Consider the following 15,769-nt stretch of genomic DNA (forward strand, 5'->3'; position numbering starts at 1 on the left):
CCGCGGCGCGGCGCGCGCGGCGGCGCGTCGGGCGCGCCGTCGGGCGAGTCCGGATCGTGAGGCGGCGGCGTGTCGTTCGGGTCCTTCGTCATGCGGTTCGTCGTCGGTGAAGCGGTACGGTCAGAAAGCGATGCCGAGCGTCAGGTACGGGCGCACGCTATGGTTGCGCAACCCGTACGCGACGTCGACGTTGATCGGGCCGACGGGGCTGCGCCAGCGCGCGCCGATGCCGACACCCGGGTAGAACACGCGCTCGCCCCACGCATCGGTGGCGGTGCCGATGTCGAAGAACGTCGCCGCGCCCCAGTCGCGGTTGAACCAGTGCTGGTATTCGGCGGTGCCCGTCATCAGGTACTTGGTCGGCAGCACGGAACCGTCGACGCTGTTACCGATGCTCTGGTAGCCGTAGCCGCGCACCGAGTTCGAGCCGCCCGCGCGGAACAGCAGCGACGCCGGCACGCCGGTCGAGCTGCCGCTCGTGAACACGCCGCCGAGCTCCGCGCGGAACACGAACAGGTCGCGCTTGCCGATCGGCAGGTACTGCTGGCCGCGCGCGTAGCCGCGGATGAAGGACTGGTCGGTCAGCACACCCTTGACCGCGAAGCCGGCCTCCGCGTGGATCAGGTTCCCCGAACGCGGAAACAGCGGATCGTCGACATTGCGGCGCGTCCACGCCCATTGCGGCACGAGCGCGCGGCTCGTGGTCGGACCCGCGCCGTTCTGGTCGAGCCGGTCCTGGTAGTACATCAGCGAATACGAATAGTCGATGAACTGGCCGGTGCGCGTGCGCTGCACGCCGACCCGCGCGCTATAGATGCGCGTGTCCGACACGTTGGTGTTCGTGTACGACGCGAGCACGCTGTTGGTCCAGCCCTTCTCGCCCGGCGGCATCGACAGCTGGACCTGCCCGTATTGCTGGATCTGGTCGAGCCGGCCCGACACGGTCAGCGGCCACGCGGCACCGAACGTGTCGAGATACGTATAGGAGCCCTGCACGTGCGGCCCGGTATCGGTGGCAAAGCCGACGCCGCCGCGGATGTTGTTGTACGGGAACTCGCTGACCTTCACGTGCACGGGCGTGCGCTCGGGCTTCGCCGTATCGTCGCCGACGTCGATCGCGACGCTCGCGTAATACGGTGTGTTCTGCAACTGCCGCTGCAGTTCGGTGATCCGCCGCACGTCGTAGATCTCGCCTTCCGACAGCGGATTGACGTTCGTGACGATCTTTTCCGGATAGCGCCGCACGCCGTCGACGTCGACCTTGCCGATCGTGAACGTCGGGCCGCTTTCGAACGTGACCGCGAGCATCGCGCGCTGCGTGCGCGGGTCGATGCGCGCTTCGGACGACGCGATCTTCCCGCCGAGATAGCGGTGCGACTGCAGCTGCCTGAGCGCCGCGCCCTTCGCGCCGTCCCAGTCGGACTGTGTGAACGGATCGCCCGGCTTCAGCGAGAACGCGAAACGGGTCGCGGCTTCCTGCTTCGGATCCTCGGTGTCGATGGGCCCCTTGAAGGTCAGGTCGACGCTCGACACGATCGTCTGCTTCCCCGGATCGACCGCGATGCGCACGTCGCGCTTGCCGTCGCGCGTGCGCACGTCGGTGCGCACGACCGGCGAGAAATAGCCGGCCGTCGCGGTCAGGTCGCGCACCTGCTGCGGCGTGGCGGTCACGAGGAAGTCGAACTGGTCGTCGCTGATGTCGTCGCGCTTCGCGAAGCGGGCGATATCGAGATGCGTCTTCAGGAGCTTGCGGATCGAACGCGGCGCGTCGATGTCGACGTCGTACTTCGCGTGGGCCGGCAGCGCGAAGCACGCGGCCAGGCAACCCGCGAGGGCCGCCCGCGCGACGCGGGCCGCGGCGCCGGCGCGCTCGCGCGCCGCGCGCGGGCTCGCGTCATGCGCCGTGTGTGCTTGCTGGTTCGACTGCCCCGCCAAATATGACCTCGCCGTCTCGGAGTGTTACGGTTTCGTGGAAAACCCTGTATTTGACCACAGGGCGCCGACGTCACCGCCAAACGATTGTGAAAGAGTGCCAAGGCACCGGAAGGGCCGCCGCACGATGTCCGCCGGTACCGGCCCGCGGTTTCGACGTGCGATTGACGCCGGCTGTTCCCCGCGATGCGGTAAAATCCCGCCATCGAGAATCCGGCGCATCGTGCGCCGCCCGAAACGGAAGATCCAGCCATGCCGTACCAGTCCGACGTCACGCAGTTCCTGAACCAGCTCAAGCAGCAGAAGCCGACGCTCGAGGAAGAGCAGCGCAAGGGCCGCTCCCTGCTGTGGGACAAGCAGCCGATCGACCTCGAAGAACGCGCCGAGCAGCAGGAGTCGCGCGTGAAGCAAACGTCGTACGTCTACTACCAGAACTTCTGACGACGTGAGCGCCGCCGACGAGGCCAGCGCCGCCCGGCAGGACGACGCGATCGCCGCGCCCGCGGGCGCCGATTCGACGCCCGACACGGTCGACGGCGTCGCGGCATTCGCTCGCCTGTACGGCGAGCCGCTATTCAAGCTGCCGCAGGATCTCTACATCCCGCCCGATGCGCTCGAGGTCTTCCTCGAGACCTTCGAAGGCCCGCTCGACCTGCTGCTCTACCTGATCCGCAAGCAGAACTTCAACGTGCTCGACATCCCGATGGCGCAGGTCACCGCGCAATACCTGGGCTACGTCGACCAGATCCGCACGTCGAACCTCGAGCTGGCGGCCGAGTACCTGCTGATGGCCGCGATGCTGATCGAGATCAAGTCGCGGATGCTGCTGCCGGTCAAGAAGGCCGACACCGGCGAGGAAGCCGAGGATCCGCGCGCCGAACTCGTGCGCCGCCTGCTGGAATACGAGCAGATGAAGCTCGCCGCGCAGCGGCTCGACCAGCTGCCGCAGCTCGGCCGCGACTTCCTGCGCGCCGAGGTCTACATCGAGCAGAGCGTCACGCCGCGCTTCCCCGACGTGAATTCGGACGACCTGCGCGCCGCATGGGCCGACGTGCTCAAGCGCGCGAAGCTCGTCCAGCACCACAAGATCTCGCGCGAGGAGCTGTCGGTGCGCGAACACATGAGCCTGATCCTGCGCCGGCTGCAGAACGCGCGCTTCATGGAGTTCGCCGAGCTGTTCGACACGTCGCGCGGCGTGCCGGTGGTCGTCGTGAATTTCATCGCGATGCTCGAACTCGCGCGCGAGTCGCTCCTCGAAATCACGCAGGCCGAGCCGTTCGCGCCGATCTACGTGCGTCTCGCGTACCTGCCGGCGTAACACCCGCGCCCGCCCTTCCCGTTCTCCCGATTCCTCTCGGCACGCTCGCCGCTACGCCGCAGCCCGGCGCGGCCGCGCGAGCGGTTGCCGGCACGCCCGATTAAAAAGTGAACGATCGTTCTCTTTTCGATGCGTTTGGCGGCCAAATCCTCTACAATCCGCCGACGCCCGATGCGCCGCCCGCGCGCCGGCGTTCTCCGCTTCGACCCCGACGCCGCTGCTGCGGCGCCAACGCGCGCCAGCGCGAGGAACCCGCTACCCGATCATGAAAGTCATCAGCTCGATCCATGAACTGCGCGACCAGCTGCGCGGACAGAACCGCACGGCGTTCGTGCCGACGATGGGCAACCTGCACGAAGGGCACCTGTCGCTGATGCGCCTCGCGCGCCAGCACGGCGACCCGGTCGTGGCGAGCATCTTCGTCAACCGGCTGCAGTTCGGCCCGAACGAGGATTTCGACAAGTATCCGCGCACGCTCCAGGACGATATCGAGAAGCTGCAGAAGGAAAACGTGTACGTGCTGTTCGCGCCGACCGAGCGCGACATGTACCCGGAACCGCAGGAATACCGCGTGCTGCCGCCGGACGATCTCGGCGGGATCCTCGAAGGGGAATTCCGGCCCGGCTTCTTCACCGGCGTGTGCACGGTCGTGGCGAAGCTGATGGCCTGCGTGCAGCCGCGCGTCGCGGTGTTCGGCAAGAAGGACTACCAGCAGCTGATGATCGTGCGCCGCATGTGCCAGCAGCTCGCGCTGCCGGTCGACATCATCGCCGCCGAAACCGTGCGCGACGAGGACGGCCTCGCACTGTCGTCGCGCAATCGCTACCTATCGGCCGACGAGCGCAGCGAAGCGCCGGAACTCGCGAAGACGCTGCAGCGCATCCGCGAAAGCGTGCTCGGCGGCGAGCGCGACCTCGGCAAGCTCGAGGAACTGGCCCGCACGCATCTGGCCGGCCGCGGCTGGGCGCCCGACTACATCTCGATCCGCCGCCGCGCGAACCTGATCGCGCCGGACGCGGCCCAGCTCGAAGCCGGCGAACCGCTCGTCGTCGTCGCCGCCGCGAAGCTCGGCGCGACGCGCCTCATCGACAACCTGGAAATCTGACGGGCCGCCCCGCCCGCGCCTCTCACGCATCACGGAGACACCATGCAGCGCCACATGCTCAAATCGAAGATCCACCGTGCGGCCGTCACGCACTGCGAGCTGCACTACGAAGGCTCGTGCGCGATCGACGAAGACCTGCTCGACGCCTCGGGCATCATCGAGAACGAACGGATCGACATCTGGAACATCAACAACGGCGAGCGCTTCTCGACTTACGCGATCAAGGGTGAGCGCGGCAGCGGGATGATCTCGCTGAACGGCTCGGCCGCGCGTCGCGCGCAACTCGGCGACCTCGTGATCATCGCGGCTTTCGCGATGGTCGACGAAGCCGAGCTGCAGGCCGGCTGGAAGCCGAAGCTCGTGTTCATCGACGACGGCAACAAGATCAAGGGCCACCGCGATCACGTGCCGACGCAGAACTGGACCTGACCATCTGCCCGCGTGCCGTGGCGCGCGGGAGCGGCGGTGCCGCTGGTGGTCGAAGGGCCGGATGCCGTACTCGACGGCATCCGGCCCTTTCTCATTTCATCGCGCACCGGCCCGGCGGCCGCGCGATCAGGACGCCTTGGCGGCCTTCTCCGTCTTCGCTGCCTTCGGCGCCCGGCGTTCGGCCCATTCGACGATCGGCCGCCACTGTTCGAGATCCTTCTCGACGCGGCTCTTCGCGACGTCCCACAGCGTCAGGCCGTGCGCGGCGATCTGCACGTAGTTCTGTGTGTCGCGCACGTAGCCGAGCACCGGCAGGCCGAGCCCTTCGACGAACCTGTGAAGCTGGTCGGACGAGCGCGTGCGCACATCGACCCGCATCCCGACGATCCCGACCTCGACGCTGCCCTTGCGCACGGCCTTCTCGCCGGCGAGGCGCTCCAGAAACTGCTGCGTGGCCAGGATATCGAACATCGATGGCTGCAGCGGCACGATCACCTTGTCGGCCAGTTGCAGCGCGACGTTGAGCCGGTTGCCATGCAGGCCGGCCGGCGTATCGATCACCGCATATTCGAGGCCGCGCGGCGGCTTCGTCGGCGCATCCGGGTCGAGTTCCCATGCCTCGATCGGCGGCAATCCGGCCGGCCGCAGGTCGAGCCACGCATGCGCGGACTGCTGCCGGTCCAGGTCGGCGAGCGCGACCCACGCGCCCTGCGCCGCGAAAAAGCCGGCAAGATTGGTGGACAGCGTGCTCTTCCCCACGCCGCCCTTCGGATTCGCCACCACGATCACCGTCATGAATTCCCCCGAAAAAGCCGCGCGGCGCCCGCCGCATGGCAGGCGCCGCTCGATTGCGGATACAGGGAGCGATGATATCGGCAAACGGGGTGTCACCGGAACGGGTTGCGCCGCCCCGGGTACGCTTACTTACCCCTTACACACGCTGAACCGCGGCTTCCCGTGCGCCGAGCGCGAACGCGCCGCCGCCCAGCAGCGCCTGCACGGCGAGCGTGACGGCCCAGAACGCCGGATATTCCCAGCCGCCGTGCGGCGACGCGAAACCCCAGCCGTTCGGCAGATGCGCGGCGGTCGCGCCGAGCATGAACGGCAGCAGCACGAGCGCGGCGACGCGCACACGGAAGCCCGCGAGCAGCGCCAGGCCGCCGGCCAGTTCGACGAACGTCGTCAGGTACGCGAGCCAGCCCGGCAGGCCGATCGACACAAAGAACTGCGCGGTGCCGGGCAGCGTGAAGATGAACACTTTCTGCGCGACGTGCGCGAGGTACAGCACGCCGAGCGCGACGCGCAGCAGGGTCGCGGCGAAATCGTTGAGGCGATTGGGGTTCATGGCGAATTCCTTCGTGAGTGGGGTGAATGGATTGCACTCTATTCGAATCAATTCGGCCGATAAACGCGCCAATTCGCTTTAACTAATTCCCATATGGAGTTAATCGGGACGTAAAAAGGGGCATGACCGATCATGCCCCCGCAACCTGCTTCAGTAACCGCTCTTGCCTTGTGTGGCGTCGCCGGAACCGGACTGGCTGCCGCCCGGTGTGTACGAATCGCACGCGTGCGCAACCGCCGACGCGCCAAGCAGCGCCGCGAGCAGCACGCTCCACCACCATCGAGCCTTCATCGTCGCACTCCTCCAGGCGGACCTCCGCCCTTCTGTGTTGTACGCGATCCGGCGGAAAAAGCGAGCACGGCCCAACCCGCGTCAACGAAATTCGGCGTACAGCGCGTCGAGGTCGAGATGGTTGGCGAACGTGTCGGCCAGCCGTTCGAGCGATGCCTCGCGTAGCGCCGGATAGTCGATGCGCTCCGCGCCGTCGAGCCCGGCCCACGCGAGCAGCGCCGTGCAGGCGTCGGGCGAGTCGAACAGCCCGTGCACGTAGGTCGCGAGGATCTGGCCGTCGTCGGACACTGCGCCGTCGAGGCGTGTGCCGTCCTGCGCGGCGTCGGCTGCCAGCGCCAGCGCGGGCGACGCGAGCGCGGGCCCGTGCGTGTCGCCCATATGGATCTCGTAGCCGTGCACCGCGGCCCCGCCCGGCAGCGCGAGATGCCCTGTCACGTTCGTCAGCGTCTTGTCGGGCTGCAGCGTCGTGGCGAAATCAAGCAGCCCGAGCCCCGGCACGCTGCCGGGCGCGCCTTCGAGGCCGAGCGGATCGTCGAGCGTGCGGCCGAGCATCTGCATCCCGCCGCAGATGCCGATCACCTTGCCGCCGTAGCGCAGGTGGCGACGGATCAGCGTGTCCCAGCCCGCGTCGCGCAGCCACGCGAGATCGCGCTGCACGCTCTTCGAACCGGGCAGGATCAACAGGTCGGCGTCCGGCACAGGGCCGCTCTTCCAGTACGTGAATTCGACCTGCGGATGTGCACGCAGCGGATCGAAATCGGTGTGGTTGCTGATGCGCGGCAACGCCGGCACGACCACGCGCAGCACGCCGGCGTCGCCCCGTGCGGCGGCGCTGCGCGCCTGTGCGGGCAGCATGTCCTCGGCGTCGAGCAGCAGCCCGTGCAGGTACGGCAGCACGCCGAACACGGGCTTGCCCGTCTGCGCGCGCAGCCAGTCGAGCCCCGGTTCGAGCAGCTTGAAATCGCCGCGGAAGCGGTTGATCACGAAGCCGCGCACGCGCGCGCGCTCGCTGTCCGACAGGCACGCGAGCGTGCCGACCAGATGCGCGAACACGCCGCCGCGGTCGATATCGGCGACGAGCACGACCGGGCAGTCGACGCGTTCGGCAAATCCCATGTTCGCGATGTCGCCGTCGCGCAGGTTGATCTCGGCCGGGCTGCCTGCCCCCTCGACGATCACCGTGTCGTAGCCGGCACGCAGGCGCGCGTACGACTCGAGCACGGCATCGAACGCGACCGGCTTGTAGTCGTGATACGCACGCGCATTGAGGTTCATGCGTGCCTTGCCGTGGATGATCACTTGCGCGCCGCGATCGCTCGTCGGCTTCAGCAGCACGGGGTTGAAATCCGTATGCGGCGCGACGCCCGCGGCCAAGGCCTGCAGCGCCTGCGCGCGGCCGATCTCGCCGCCGTCGGCCGTCACCGCGCTGTTGAGTGCCATGTTCTGCGGCTTGAACGGCGCAACGCGCGCGCCGGCGCGGCGCGCCAGCCGGCACAGGCCGGCAACCAGCGTGCTCTTGCCCGCGTCGGACGTCGTGCCCTGGATCATCAGCGTGCCGCGCGGCCGCGGCTCGGGTGCATTCATCGTGTAAAGGTCGTCGCGAAGCAAAGGCCGCATTATCCCCCGCGCCGCCCTGCCCGCGCCGTTACAATCACGCGATGATTCCGCACGACCTCACCTTCGTCCTCGGCGGCGCGCGCTCGGGCAAGAGCGCGCATGCCGAGCGGCTCGCCGCCGACAGCGGCCTCCCCGTCACCTACATCGCGACCGCGACCGCCGCCGATGCCGAATTCGCGCAGCGCATCGCGCACCATCGCGCGCGCCGGCCGGCCGACTGGGGTTTCGCCGACGCGCCCGTCGATCTCGCCGGCACGCTCGCGCGGCTCGACGATCCGCACGCGTGCCTGCTCGTCGACTGCCTGACGCTGTGGCTCACGAACCTGCTGTGTCCCGCCGAAGGTGAACCGCTCGACGACGCGCAGTACGCGGCGCAGGTCGACCGGCTCGAGCACGCGTTGCGCGGCGCACGCGCGAAAGTGATCGTCGTCAGCAACGAAATCGGGCTCGGCGTCGTGCCGCTCGGGTCGGTCACGCGCCGCTACGTCGACGAACTCGGGCGCCTGAACCAGCGCGTCGCCGCGCTCGCGACGCGAGTCACGCTGCTCGTCGCCGGGCTGCCGCTCGACCTCAAGACGGGAGCGCCGTCATGCTGATGCTGTCGCTGCCCGTCGTCGCGATGTTCGCGGTCGCGGCCGCGATCATCGACCGCGCGATCGGCGAACCGGCCGGCTGGCACCCGCTCGTCGCGTTCGGCCGCCTCGCCGCGCGCATCGAAGGCGCGCTGAACACGGGCCGGCGCGGCCGCGTGGTCGGCGTCGCCGCGTGGGTCGCGGCGGTCGTGCCGCCGGTCGCCATCGCCGCGTGGCTCACGACCGTGCTGCCGTGGCCGCTCGCGGCCGCACTGCATATCGCGCTGCTGTGGTTCGCGCTCGGCGCGAAAAGCCTCGCCGACCACGTCGCACCGATCGCTGCCGCCTTGCTGCGGCATGACCTCGGCGCCGCCCGCACGCTGACCGCGCGCATCGTGTCGCGCGACACGAGCGACGCGGACGAAGGCGCGCTGTCGCGCGCGGCCGTCGAATCCGCGCTCGAGAACGGCAACGACGCGATCTTCGGCGCGCTGTTCTGGTTCGTCGTCGCAGGCGGCCCCGGCGCGCTGCTGTTCCGGCTCGCGAACACGCTCGACGCGATGTGGGGCTACCGCACGCCGCGCTTCCTGACCTTCGGCTGGGCCGCCGCGCGCCTCGACGACGCGCTGAACTGGATTCCCGCGCGCCTCACGGCCGCGAGCTACGCACTACTGGGCGACACGGCCGCCGCATGGCGCTGCTGGCGCACGCAGGCGCGCCACTGGGACAGCCCGAACGCGGGCCCGGTGATGGCGGCCGGCGCCGGCAGCCTGAACGTGCAGCTCGGCGGCCCCGCCGTCTATCACGGCGAGATCGAGGACCGTCCCGCGCTCGGCACCGGCGCCACGGCGACCGCCGTCCACATCGTCGCCGCGCTGTCGCTCGTCACGCGCACGCTTGCCCTGTGGCTCGCGCTGCTGGTCGCGAGCGGCGCACTCGCCATGGCCACCCATCATGTCTGACACCCGCATCGCTCACGGCGGCAACCTGCATGAAGCCGCGCGCCGCCACGGCATTCCGTACGACACGTGGCTCGACCTGTCGACCGGCATCAACCCGGTCGGCTATCCGGTCCCGCCCGTCCCGGCCGATGCATGGCGCCGGCTGCCCGACGACGGCGACGGCCTCGCGGCCTGCGCCGCGCAGTACTACCACGCGCCCGATTCCGCACACGTGCTGCCGGTTGCCGGCAGCCAGGCGGCCATCCGCGCATTGCCCGCGTTGCTGCCGACCGGCGACGCCGGCGTCGCGGCGCTCGCGTACGGCGAATACGCGCCCGCCTTCGCGCGCCACGGCCATCGCGTCGTCGCGCTCGACATCGACGCGGATACGCTGCCTGCGACGCTGCGTCACGTCATCATCGGGAATCCGAACAATCCGACCGCCGAGTTCGTGCCGGCCGAGCGCCTGCTCGATTGGCACGCGCAACTGGCCGCGCGCGGCGGCACGCTGATCGTCGACGAGGCATTCGCCGATACGGGCGCGACGCGGTCGCTCGCGCCGCACGTCGATCGTCCCGGGCTCATCGTGCTGCGTTCGGTCGGCAAGTTCTTCGGGCTCGCCGGCATCCGCGCAGGCTTCGTGCTCGCATGTCCTGACCGGATCGTCGCGCTGCGCGACCTGCTCGGCGCATGGACGGTTAGCGGCCCCGCCCGCCACGCGGTCGCCGCGGCGTTCGCCGACCGCGCATGGCAGGCCGCCGCCCGCGAACGGCTCGCGGCCGACGGCGAGCGGCTGGCCGCCTTGCTGCGCGCGCATGGCTTCGCGGTTCGCGCGACGCCGCTCTTCAGCTGGACCGACGATCCGCGCGCCGCGGCACTGCATGCGGCACTCGCGGCACGCGGGGTCTGGACACGGCACTTCCCGATACCGTCGAGCGTACGCATCGGTCTGCCGGGGAGTGAAGCGGAATGGCAGCGCCTCGGCGACGCGCTCGCTCACTGCGTACCGACGCTGCAACGGGAATCCGCATGAATCCGTCCATGTTTCGCCGGCGCGCGCCCGTCGCGCTACTGGTCGCGCTCGCTTACGCGCCACTCGTCCACGCCGATGTCACGACACGCGACGACGCCGGCAATACCGTCACGCTGCCGGCGCCCGCTCAGCGCGTGATCAGTCTCGCGCCGCACGCAACCGAACTCGTGTACGCAGCCGGCGGCGGAGCGAAGCTCGTCGGCACCGTTACGTACAGCGACTACCCCCCCGCCGCGCAAGCGATACCGCGCGTCGGCGACAACAAGGCGCTCGATCTCGAGCGAATCGCCGCGCTGAAGCCCGACCTGATCGTCGTCTGGCGGCACGGCAACGCCGAGCGGCAGACCGATGCGCTGCGCGCGCTGCACATCCCGCTGTTCTTCAGCGAACCGAAGCATCTCGACGACGTCTCGTCGTCGCTGCGCCGGCTCGGCACGCTGCTCGGCACGCAACCGGCTGCCGATGCGGCCGCGGCCGCCTATACGCGCGACATCGCGGCGCTGCGCGCGCGTTACTCGGCGCAAGCGCCTGTCACGATGTTCTTCCAGGTGTGGGATCGGCCGTTGATGACGCTCAATGGTGCGCACCTGATCAACGACGTGATCGAGCTGTGCGGCGGCCGCAACGTGTTCGCATCGCTCAAGCCGCTCGTGCCGACCGTCACCGACGAGGCCGTGCTCGCGGCGAATCCGGAGGCGATCGTGACGACGAGTGCGGGTACGACGCGCTCCGACGAACCGCTGCCGAGCCTGGCGCGCTGGCGCACGTGGCCCGCACTGACGGCCGTGGCACGCAACAACCTGTTCGCGATCGACGGCGATCTGCTGACACGGCCGTCGCCGCGGATCGCGCAAGGCGCGGCCGCGCTGTGCAAGGATCTCGATGCCGCGCGTGCGCGGCGGCCGCGCTGATTTCCGGCGACTTGCGCGTTCATCGCGTGCCAGATGCCTGAGCCGAGTTGACCGCGCGCTGCATCGTTCACACGCAGTGGCCAGCGCGACTATTCGTCCCAGTGCATCACGTCCCACGTTCGCGTGGCAGCATCCGCGCGCAGCCAGACGACACCCCCAGTCGGTACGGGTCGCGTCAGCAATGTATCGAGCGGCACGCGCAATACATGCGATGCAAACGCACGGATCACGCCCGCATGCGTGACGACCCACTGCGGCCTATCGAACTGCGCCACTGCGTCGACCCGCCCCGCGACCCGCGCGGCAAACCGCGCAACGCTTTCGCCGCCATGTGCACACGCATGCATCAGATCCGCCGCCCACGCATCGAGCGCCGCGCGATCGATATCGTCCCAGCGTCGCATTTCCCACGCGCCAAAATCCATTTCCTGCCAGCCGGCATCTCGCCGCAGCGGCACGTCGCATGCCTGCGCGAGCCGTTCGGCAACCGACGCGCAGCGCGTTAGCGGGCTCGTCCAGACCTGTTCGGGAAGCGGCGCGCGGAGTGCCGACAGATGCGCGCGTACGGCCTGCGCGCCGGCGTCGGCAGATGCAGCGAGCGGCACGTCGGTGCGTCCGTAGCAGATGCCCGACTCGACGCCGACGGCCGGATGACGGATCAGGACGACGTCCATCCGAGCACCACGAGATAGATCGCCAGTTCGCACAGTTGCTGTGTGAAGCCGAGACAGTCGCCCGTATAGCCGCCGATCCGCTTCACGAAATAGCGGGCGGCCCACGCGCGCACGAGCACGAGCGCCACGCATGCGGCGACGCCCATGCGCCAGTCGGGCCAGAACAGCCAGGGCAATCCGAACAGCGCCGCGACGCACGCCGCGCGTGCACCCATTCGTTGCGCGACCGGCTTCGCCTTGCCTTCGGGCCGCACGTAGTCGAGCGTCATCAGCAAGCTCACCGCTGCCGCTCGGCTCGCCGCGTGCGCGGCGATCATCGTCCACGCGGCACGCAACGGCAGCATGGACGCAAGCGCCTGCCATTTCACGCCGAGCGAGATCACGAGCGCGACCGCACCGAACGTGCCGATCCGCGAGTCGTGCATGATGCGCAGCACGTCGTCGCGCGTGTAGCCGCCGCCGAATGCATCGCAGCTGTCGGCCAGGCCGTCCTCGTGGAAGGCGCCCGTTGCGAGCAGCGTCGCGGCCATCGACAACCCGACCGCGATCGACGGCGGCAGCGCGCGCAGCGCGGCGAGATAGACGAGCGCCCCCCACGCGCCGACACATGCGCCGACGAGCGGGAAATAGCGCGCGGCCTGGTCGAGATCGCCGGCCGCGTAGCCGATCCAGCGCGGCACGGGCACGCGCGTGAAATAGCCGAGCGCGACGAAGAAGTAACGCAGTTCGGCCTGCACGCCGCGCGCGCGATCAGGCGTCACGATTGTCGACGCCGGCGGATTCGAAGCTCGCCATCTCCGTGAGGAATGCGGCTGCCGCCCGCACGAGCGGCAGCGCGAGCGCGGCGCCCGTGCCTTCGCCGAGCCGCAGGTCCAGCGCAAGCAGCGGCTTCGCGCCGAAATGCTCGAGCATGCGCCGGTGCCCGGCCTCGTGCGAGGTATGCGAGAACACGCAGTAGTCGCGCACGCCCGGTGCGATGCGCTCGGCAACCAGCAGCGCGGCCGTCGCGATGAAGCCGTCGACGAGGATCGTCATCCGTTCGCTCGCGGCCGCGAGATATGCGCCCGTCATCATCGCGATCTCGAAGCCGCCGAACGTTGCGAGCACATCGAGCGGCGCAATCGCGTGCGAGTGCTTGACGAGCGCACGGCCGAGCACCGCGCGCTTGTGCGCGAGGCCCTGGTCGTCGAGGCCCGTGCCACGCCCGACGCACGCGTCGATCGGCACGCCGAGCAGGCGGCTCATCAGGCACGCGGCCGACGACGTGTTCGCGATCCCCATCTCGCCGAAGCCGATCACGTTCGTGCCGAGCGACGCATGCAGGCGCACGCGCGCCGCGCCGGCCGCGAGCGCCGTCATCGCCTCGTCGCGCGTCATCGCCGGCTCCGCCGCGAAGTTGCGCGTCCCGCGCGCGACCGGCAGCGACACCAGCCGGTCGGACAGCGGCAGCGGCGACGCAACACCCGCATCGACGATCTCGAGCGTGCTCTGCGCGACGCCGGAGAACGCGTTGATCGCCGCGCCGCCGGCGAGGAAGTTCGCGACCATCTGCGCGGTCACCGCTTGCGGATAAGGACTCACGCCCTCGGCGGCGATCCCGTGATCGCCGGCAAATACGATCATCACGGGACGCTGCACGACCGGCCGCTCGGTGTGCTGGATCAGGCCGACCTGCAACGCGATCGCCTCGAGCTGGCCGAGGCTGCCGGGCGGCTTGGTCTTGTGGTCGATCACGTGCTGCAGGCGCTTGCGCAGCACATCGTCGAGCGGCGCGATCGCGGGCGGGAAGGGGGTCGGGGTCGTCATCGAAAAGCCGTATCGTTGGCGCGGTATGCGCCGCGCATCGGAAAAGGAAAGATCATTGTCGCTCGGGCCACGCCGGCAGCAGCGCATCGCGGCCATTCTCGCGGATCAGCACGAGCGGATAACCGAACGCATCGCTCGCGCGCTCGGGCGTCAGCACGTCGTGCACGGGGCCGGCCCACGCGTGGCCGCGGCTGTCGAGCAACAGCGCATGCGTCGCGAAACGCCGCGCGAGATTCAGATCATGGCACGAGAACAGCACCGTGCGCGGGCCCGCGTCGAGCCATGCGGCCAGCGCGGTCAGGCAATCGATCTGGTGATGCAGGTCGAGATGCGCGAGCGGCTCGTCGAGCAGCATCGACGGCGCGTCCTGGCACAGCGTCGCGGCCAGCGCGACGCGCTGCCGCTCGCCGCCCGACAGCGACAGCACGTCACGCGACGCGAGCGCGGTCAGGTCGAATGTCGCCAGCGCATCACGCGCGGCCGCGCGGTCGCCGTCGCGCTCCCAGCCCCAGCCGCCGAGATACGGAAAGCGGTTGAGCAGCACCGTGTCGAAGACGGTCGCGCTGAATGCGTCGTGCAATTGCTGCGGCATCAGCGCGCGACGCTGCGCGAGCTGCTCGGGTGGCCATGCGGCAAGCGGCCGGCCGTCGATCTCGACGTGTCCGCCGGCCGGCGGCTGCAGCCCCGCGAGCGTCGCGAGCAGCGTCGTCTTGCCCGCGCCGTTCGGCCCGGCGACACACCAGATCTCGCCGGGACGAAACACCTGGGTGAAGCCGTCGAGCAGCGTACGCGCGCCGGCCTTCAGCGTCAGGCCGACGGCCGCGTAGTTCATGTCGCCGGCCGTGGCGTGCAGTGCGGTCCCCGTCATCGCATCGGCCTCCTCAACAACATCCACAGGAACACCGGCACGCCGATCAGCGCGGTCATCACGCCGACCGGCAGTTGCGCGGGCGAGATCACGGTGCGTGCGAGCAGGTCGGCCGCCATCACGCCGCCGCCGCCCGCGAGCATCGCGGCCGGCAGCAGCATGCGCTGGTCGTTGCCGAAGGCGAGCCGCAGCGCGTGCGGCACGACGAGGCCGACGAAACCGATCGTGCCGGCCGTCGTCACCGCGGCCGCGGCGGCCAGCGACGCGACGAGATAGATCCGCACGCGCAGGCGCGCAACGGGCACGCCGAGCGCGAGCGCGGTCGCGTCGCCGCGCAGCAGCACGTTCAGTTGCGGCGCGGCCGGCAGCGCGACGCAGGCGGCCACCAACAGCGCCCCCCACGCGAACCACGGCGCGCTCACGCCGTTCAGGTCGCCGGTCAGCCAGAAGATGATCCCGCGCAGCCGTGCATCGGGCGCGAGCGACAGCAGCAGCGTGACGAGTGCGCCCCACCCTGCCGCGATCACGACGCCCGTGAGCAGCAACCGCGGCGACGCATCGCGCGACTCTCCGCGCCACAGCTCGCGGCGCGCGAGACCGAGCACGAGCGCGACCGACACGAGCGAGCCGGCGAAAGCCGACGCATCGACGAGCCACCACGCGCCACCCGCGATCATCGCGACGAGCGCGAAGCCGGCCGCGCCACCCGACACGCCGAGCACGTACGGCTCCGCGAGCGGATTGCGCAACAGTACCTGCAGCAGTGCACCGGCCAGCGCGAGCAACGCGCCGCACGCGAAGCCCGCGAGCGCGCGCGGCAGGCGCAGCGTGCGGACGATATCGGCGAACAGCGCGTCGCCGCCATGCGGCACGAGCGACGCGAGCGCCTGCCATGGCGACATCGGCACGCTGCCGATCGACAGCGAC

Annotated in this window: 18 protein-coding genes; 8 read left to right on the forward strand and 10 right to left on the reverse strand. The window is 69.7% G+C overall.

What is annotated here, in order from left to right:
* Positions 1-120: 120 nt before the first annotated feature.
* On the reverse strand, positions 121-1,935 hold the full coding sequence (locus F3J15_RS34190; RefSeq protein ID WP_166896781.1) for an autotransporter assembly complex family protein: 1,815 nt from the start codon (positions 1,933-1,935) through the stop codon (positions 121-123).
* Between the two features lie 249 nt (positions 1,936-2,184).
* Here F3J15_RS34190 and F3J15_RS34195 point away from each other — a divergent pair, with 249 nt between their 5' ends.
* From F3J15_RS34195 to panD, 4 genes are all read left to right on the forward strand, one after another.
* A complete protein-coding gene (locus tag F3J15_RS34195) occupies positions 2,185-2,373 on the forward strand; it encodes a DUF3460 family protein (RefSeq protein WP_006478107.1) in 189 nt (62 codons plus the stop codon).
* Positions 2,374-2,377: 4 nt separating this feature from the next.
* Positions 2,378-3,250, forward strand: a complete 873-nt coding sequence (locus tag F3J15_RS34200) for a ScpA family protein (RefSeq protein WP_021164248.1) — start codon at positions 2,378-2,380, stop codon at positions 3,248-3,250.
* 265 nt (positions 3,251-3,515) lie between these two features.
* A complete protein-coding gene (gene panC, locus F3J15_RS34205) occupies positions 3,516-4,355 on the forward strand; it encodes a pantoate--beta-alanine ligase (protein WP_069248605.1) in 840 nt (279 codons plus the stop codon).
* 42 nt (positions 4,356-4,397) lie between these two features.
* Entirely contained in the window at positions 4,398-4,784 is a 387-nt protein-coding gene (panD, locus tag F3J15_RS34210; protein ID WP_069248606.1) for an aspartate 1-decarboxylase, read from the forward strand.
* A gap of 126 nt (positions 4,785-4,910) precedes the next feature.
* On the opposite strand, the gene F3J15_RS34215 is transcribed toward panD, so the two are convergent.
* The 4 genes from F3J15_RS34215 to F3J15_RS34230 form a co-directional block, all read right to left on the reverse strand.
* Positions 4,911-5,579: a ParA family protein gene (locus tag F3J15_RS34215; RefSeq protein ID WP_166896783.1), complete on the reverse strand. Its 669-nt coding sequence runs from the start codon at positions 5,577-5,579 to the stop codon at positions 4,911-4,913.
* A gap of 136 nt (positions 5,580-5,715) precedes the next feature.
* Positions 5,716-6,129, reverse strand: coding sequence for a DoxX family protein (locus F3J15_RS34220; protein ID WP_089484453.1), 414 nt, complete (start codon positions 6,127-6,129; stop codon positions 5,716-5,718).
* Positions 6,130-6,279: 150 nt separating this feature from the next.
* Positions 6,280-6,420 carry a hypothetical protein gene (locus tag F3J15_RS34225; RefSeq protein WP_166896785.1) on the reverse strand — a complete coding sequence of 47 codons (141 nt, stop codon included), beginning with the start codon at positions 6,418-6,420 and terminating at the stop codon, positions 6,280-6,282.
* A gap of 81 nt (positions 6,421-6,501) precedes the next feature.
* Positions 6,502-8,004, reverse strand: a complete 1,503-nt coding sequence (locus tag F3J15_RS34230; protein ID WP_166896787.1) for a cobyric acid synthase — start codon at positions 8,002-8,004, stop codon at positions 6,502-6,504.
* A gap of 74 nt (positions 8,005-8,078) precedes the next feature.
* Here F3J15_RS34230 and cobU point away from each other — a divergent pair, with 74 nt between their 5' ends.
* Genes cobU through F3J15_RS34250 form a run of 4 tightly spaced genes read left to right on the forward strand, consistent with a single transcriptional unit; the run spans position 8,079 to position 11,494 of the window.
* Positions 8,079-8,633, forward strand: a complete 555-nt coding sequence (cobU, locus tag F3J15_RS34235; protein ID WP_166896789.1) for a bifunctional adenosylcobinamide kinase/adenosylcobinamide-phosphate guanylyltransferase — start codon at positions 8,079-8,081, stop codon at positions 8,631-8,633.
* Complete coding sequence (cbiB, locus tag F3J15_RS34240) at positions 8,627-9,571, forward strand: adenosylcobinamide-phosphate synthase CbiB (protein ID WP_166896791.1); 945 nt, start codon at positions 8,627-8,629, stop codon at positions 9,569-9,571. Before cobU ends, cbiB begins: the two co-directional genes overlap by 7 nt.
* Positions 9,564-10,583 (forward strand): threonine-phosphate decarboxylase CobD, encoded by a 1,020-nt coding sequence (gene cobD / locus F3J15_RS34245; protein WP_166896793.1) that lies wholly within the window; start codon positions 9,564-9,566, stop codon positions 10,581-10,583. Before cbiB ends, cobD begins: the two co-directional genes overlap by 8 nt.
* Positions 10,580-11,494 carry a cobalamin-binding protein gene (locus F3J15_RS34250; protein ID WP_166896795.1) on the forward strand — a complete coding sequence of 305 codons (915 nt, stop codon included), beginning with the start codon at positions 10,580-10,582 and terminating at the stop codon, positions 11,492-11,494. The genes cobD and F3J15_RS34250 overlap by 4 nt, the downstream gene beginning before the upstream one ends.
* A gap of 89 nt (positions 11,495-11,583) precedes the next feature.
* Here F3J15_RS34250 and cobC read toward each other — a convergent pair whose 3' ends face one another.
* The 5 genes from cobC to F3J15_RS34275 all read right to left on the reverse strand — a co-directional run.
* On the reverse strand, positions 11,584-12,168 hold the full coding sequence (gene cobC, locus F3J15_RS34255; protein WP_166896797.1) for an alpha-ribazole phosphatase: 585 nt from the start codon (positions 12,166-12,168) through the stop codon (positions 11,584-11,586).
* Positions 12,153-12,929, reverse strand: coding sequence for an adenosylcobinamide-GDP ribazoletransferase (locus F3J15_RS34260; RefSeq protein ID WP_166896799.1), 777 nt, complete (start codon positions 12,927-12,929; stop codon positions 12,153-12,155). Before F3J15_RS34260 ends, cobC begins: the two co-directional genes overlap by 16 nt.
* Complete coding sequence (gene cobT, locus F3J15_RS34265) at positions 12,919-13,974, reverse strand: nicotinate-nucleotide--dimethylbenzimidazole phosphoribosyltransferase (RefSeq protein WP_089446223.1); 1,056 nt, start codon at positions 13,972-13,974, stop codon at positions 12,919-12,921. The genes F3J15_RS34260 and cobT overlap by 11 nt, the downstream gene beginning before the upstream one ends.
* Positions 13,975-14,026: 52 nt before the next feature.
* Complete coding sequence (locus F3J15_RS34270) at positions 14,027-14,842, reverse strand: ABC transporter ATP-binding protein (protein ID WP_166896801.1); 816 nt, start codon at positions 14,840-14,842, stop codon at positions 14,027-14,029.
* Positions 14,839-15,769, reverse strand: a 931-nt coding sequence (locus F3J15_RS34275) for an iron ABC transporter permease (RefSeq protein WP_166896803.1), incomplete at its 5' end; no start/stop codon positions are given. The genes F3J15_RS34275 and F3J15_RS34270, both read right to left, overlap by 4 nt.

The sequence above is a fragment of the Burkholderia sp. Ap-955 genome, assembly GCF_011753045.1.
In the GTDB taxonomy this organism is placed as follows: Bacteria; Pseudomonadota; Gammaproteobacteria; order Burkholderiales; family Burkholderiaceae; genus Burkholderia; species Burkholderia lata_D.